Source organism: Aquiflexum sp. (assembly GCF_041749095.1).
In the GTDB taxonomy this organism is placed as follows: Bacteria; Bacteroidota; Bacteroidia; order Cytophagales; family Cyclobacteriaceae; genus Aquiflexum.
Map to the genome: position 1 here is coordinate 1 of NZ_JBGTCA010000155.1, position 3,890 is coordinate 3,890.

A 3,890-nucleotide genomic window follows, 5' to 3' on the forward strand; every position below is an offset into this window, starting at 1 on the left:
CTGGACTGTTGGCAAAAGCCAAATAATGGAATGGAAAAAGTGCCAGAGCAATAAAAAACAGCACTTTGGAGGTGAACCTGAGATTATTTAAGTTTTCCATCGTGATTTTATTTTATTTTATAAATAAATAATTCAAAAAAATCTATTTAATTACAAATAATAAAATATTATTTACTTTTAATTTAAAAAAATAAAATTATATTTTTCGATTTGAAATCAGTTACCGTTATTAAAAATCATAAAATCAGACCTCCAAGACTATCGTAAACTAAGCTGCCATAGTTTTGTAAATTATTGTCAGATCGGTATAGGGATATACCGTTTCGGTTTGGTTTAGAATCTCACATAATTGTTTTGCAACCTGATTGGCTCTTGGAGTGGAAAGGGTGTGCAGTGTCACAGTAAGTGTTTTTTCTTTATAGTCGGGATATAGGTCGGCATGTGTTGTAAATATTTCTTTTAGAAGCATCCTTCCATCCTTTTCTTTATTTTTGTAAAATTCTCCCATGATGTTGAACAGGGCGGATTCTGCCCGATAGGCGATCATCAACATCGCGTTTTTGAACTTTTTGCCTTCCGTCAAAAGCTTGTTGTAGCGTTTTTCTTCAGGCATTTCCGCAATGCTGATACGTGCCGGCTTTCCCTTTCTCTGTTTAAGGAGGTCCCGGATATCTTCTTCATAGCCGTTGATCTGCTCTACGAGATCGGAACTTTCGGCAATGTTTTTCATGGCTTCTTCGATAGTGAGCTGCTGTCCTTCTCCCATCTTTTTGAATATCCTGGCATCCAGACGGGCTTTTTTCTCCCGTTTTTTCTTCAGTTGATAAGTGAGCTGTTTGTATTCTGGGTTGGGGATGGTGCGTTTGGGATCAACTGCCTGTGTCCCGTATTCTATCATGCGGTCCAATTCAAAGTTCTCGCTCATGTATTTAAAATAATTTTCCTGGGCCCACCGTGAAAACATCCTGGATGCGATCACCTCTATGGCCAGGGATGGGTGGGTGGTGATGATGGCGGTCTGGTGACCATTTTCGGAAAGCTTTCGTATCTCCCTGAACCAGTACCCGGAAAGGGCCGTCCCCCTTTCGCAAACCTGCATCGGAACACTGTTGTTATACAGCTCTATTTCAGTGCCAATGAATGATTCTTCATTCCATTTATCCTGTACATTTTTACGATAGGAGATGATGGCGACCTGATGGTCGTCCCATAGCTTTTTGAACCACTTTGGCTCATAGGCTTCCCTGTCAAATACCAGGGTAAAAACAGGGGTTTTGGTGGAAGCGGGCTTGGCTGCTTCTCTTTTTATTTCAGGGATGGTTTCTTCTATGGCCACTTTCAGCTTTTCATTCAGCTCGGCAGTAATGACCATTAGAGGAAGGCCCTGCCGGTCATTGACCCAAAATTCGGTGGTGCCGCTCAGACAGAGTTTTTCCCGCGATACAAACCGCTTGGGGAGATTGGCCTTACTGCCGTGGTACACCCGTACATGGCCATCGATATAAAAAAACAGTTCCGGCATTTCCCCCACCCACTGCCGGAACAGCTCTTTGTGCAGCTCATCGCCTTTGGCCTGTGCAAGGATCTGCCTGAGCTTGGTCCTGAAATATCCTGCCTCCGGGACCCGGTCCAGGCCCAGTAGTTTGCCAAGCTCGCCAGGAGCATGGCTTTTAAGCTGTTCGGCATTCCTGATACGGCATAGGGCCATGAAACCCGTTAACAGAACCATGTGGTGCAGGCCGTAAAAACCTGCCCGCAATGGCCTGAGTACTTTAAACACCCGCTCAAGCCCCTGGCTTACCAGAGCGGGAAGAGAAAGCAGGACGCCCCCATTAAGCACACTTTCATTGGCCTCGAACAGGCTCGGGGCAAATGCCTGAATGCCCGTAACGGCCATTGCCCTTTCCTCAACACGGCTGGCCGCTATGCCGATCCCTTCTGAAGCTTTGATGTCTTCCAGGCTGCGCTGGCCGGGCGTTTTTAATTGGCCCCCCGCTTCTTCTGCCTGTTTTTTTTTAAACGCCCCCGGCTAACCGCATAGCGGATACTTCCCTCAGAAATACCTTCTTCTTTTGCAATGCCGTTGACGCTTTTGCCCTTATCGAGTTGGCCCTGAATACGCGCCAATACATCCGGCAATAGTTTATGGCTGTGGCCATGACGGTTTTCAGGCATAAAAAAAGCACTCTCACCCTCTTCGGACAGCTTTTTCTTCCACCGCCGTACACTGTCGCCTGATACATGAAAACAATCAACTATTTCTTTGTTTTTGCACAGGCCCTGGATCAACAGGTTGGAAGTGATATACCTGAATTTAATCAGATCCTCTACAGGGTGGGAGTAGATAGGCAAACCGCTGAGTAAATAATGAACAAAACCGTCTTTCTCTCGAACGCCTAGAACCGGAGTGATCATTTTAGTATCTTTGGGGAAAATGGGTAACATTAGCTGACTCATGTCCCAAAAATAACAGGATTTTTATTTTACGACAACCCTATCATAACTGACTGATTATCAAATAAAGGTCTTGGAGGTCTGAAGGTATAACTTGCCTAACAAAGTATTGGCAGCTCCTGTGGACGCCCTGGATTTTCCTAGGGCAGCCACTCCATTCAAAAGGGTGGCCGCTTGGATAAGATCCTGTTCAATTAAAGTGTACACCTGGTCCACCGGCTTCCTTGACATATCGTACGAATTGATTTCTGCAGGGCTTCTAAAGGCAACGTCTACCACTGGAACGGGGCCAAATGTTCGGACTAAGTTGAAATAGCCATAAGCTCTCAGGAATAGCGCTTCCCCTCTGATTTGGTTTTTAACTGATTCATTCATTTCCACATCATCCAACCTGGAGAGAATATTGTTGGACCTTGAAACGGTGGTAAAACTGATACTCCAGACCGTATTCAAAAACCCATTGGCAGGGGTAAAATTCACCTCATCCAATTCCACTTCGGAAACGGTAGGAGAGGTCCATTGTATTTCTGCGTTATCCGTAGTCAATTCACCTAAATAGACCAAGGCAGTATTATGCAGATTTTGCAACCCGGAATAACTTCCAATCAAAGCTGTTTCAAAATCGTTGGCATTTTGATAAAATGAGCCCTCACTGATCTGATGCTCAGGTTCCAATTCAAGAAAATCAGAACAGGAGGTCATCAATACCAGGGTCATTATGAATATACAATAATTTTTCATGACGCTTAAAGTTTAGGTTATAGGGTGATTTTAAGACCGATTGTGTAGGTACGTGGCAGTGGATAGTTCAAATAATCTATTCCTGCATTGACCACATTGTCTCCGGTTGTACTGGATTCTGGATCATAACCCGGATAATCCGTAGCAGTGTAAAGGTTGGCAACGTTGGCGTAAACATTCAATCGGGAAAGTTTAAACCTTGAAACCATTTCCTGTGGCATTTCATAACCCAACATCAGATTTCTGATCCTAAAAAAGGAGGCATCGAACAAAAAGTGAGAGGAGTTTCCAAAGCCATTGGCATGGTTACTTCGTATTGCCCTGGGGATAATACCATCACCTGGGTCTTCCTCGGATCTCCACCTTCTATCCTGTAATGCCAAACCATTTTGGACACCGTTTGAACCCATCAATGCACCTCCGGATTCCAAATAGGTTTGGGCACCCTTAGAACCTACAACAGACACATTCAGGCTGAAGGCGCCCAATCTGAAATTATTGTCCATCCCCCAAACAAAATCAGGCCAAGGATCGCCTACAATCTTGCGGTCATTTTGGTTGATGACCCCATTCCCATCCACATCTTCAAATTTAAGATCTCCCGCCTGGGTCCGGGGATGAAAAAGAGCAGCTCCATCCAGTTCATCGCTTGTCATAAATACGCCGAGTTTATTGATCAAAAAGAAACTGGAAAC

General features: G+C 44.5%; 3 protein-coding genes and 1 pseudogene. All 4 read right to left on the reverse strand.

Features of this window, described 5'->3' with window-relative positions:
- Positions 1 to 268: 268 nt before the first annotated feature.
- Positions 269 to 1,960, reverse strand: coding sequence for a putative transposase (locus tag ACEW8O_RS07775; RefSeq protein ID WP_373494056.1), 1,692 nt, complete (start codon positions 1,958 to 1,960; stop codon positions 269 to 271).
- A 20-nt stretch (positions 1,961 to 1,980) separates the two neighbouring features.
- The gene (locus ACEW8O_RS07780) at positions 1,981 to 2,415 is read right to left on the reverse strand and encodes a hypothetical protein (protein WP_373494054.1); all 435 of its coding nucleotides are present in this window, start codon (positions 2,413 to 2,415) and stop codon (positions 1,981 to 1,983) included.
- Positions 2,416 to 2,514: 99 nt separating this feature from the next.
- Entirely contained in the window at positions 2,515 to 3,195 is a 681-nt protein-coding gene (locus tag ACEW8O_RS07785) for a RagB/SusD family nutrient uptake outer membrane protein (RefSeq protein WP_373494055.1), read from the reverse strand.
- Positions 3,196 to 3,212: 17 nt separating this feature from the next.
- Positions 3,213 to 3,890, reverse strand: a pseudogene (locus ACEW8O_RS07790) (TonB-dependent receptor); the annotation flags it as partial.

What these genes read in the sequence shown, in the direction of transcription:
- ACEW8O_RS07780 (WP_373494054.1), bottom strand. Translation starts at nt 2,415, where the DNA reads ATGATCACTCCGGTTCTAGGCGTTCGAGAGAAAGACGGTTTTGTTCAT.
- ACEW8O_RS07785 (WP_373494055.1), bottom strand. Translation starts at nt 3,195, where the DNA reads ATGAAAAATTATTGTATATTCATAATGACCCTGGTATTGATGACCTCC.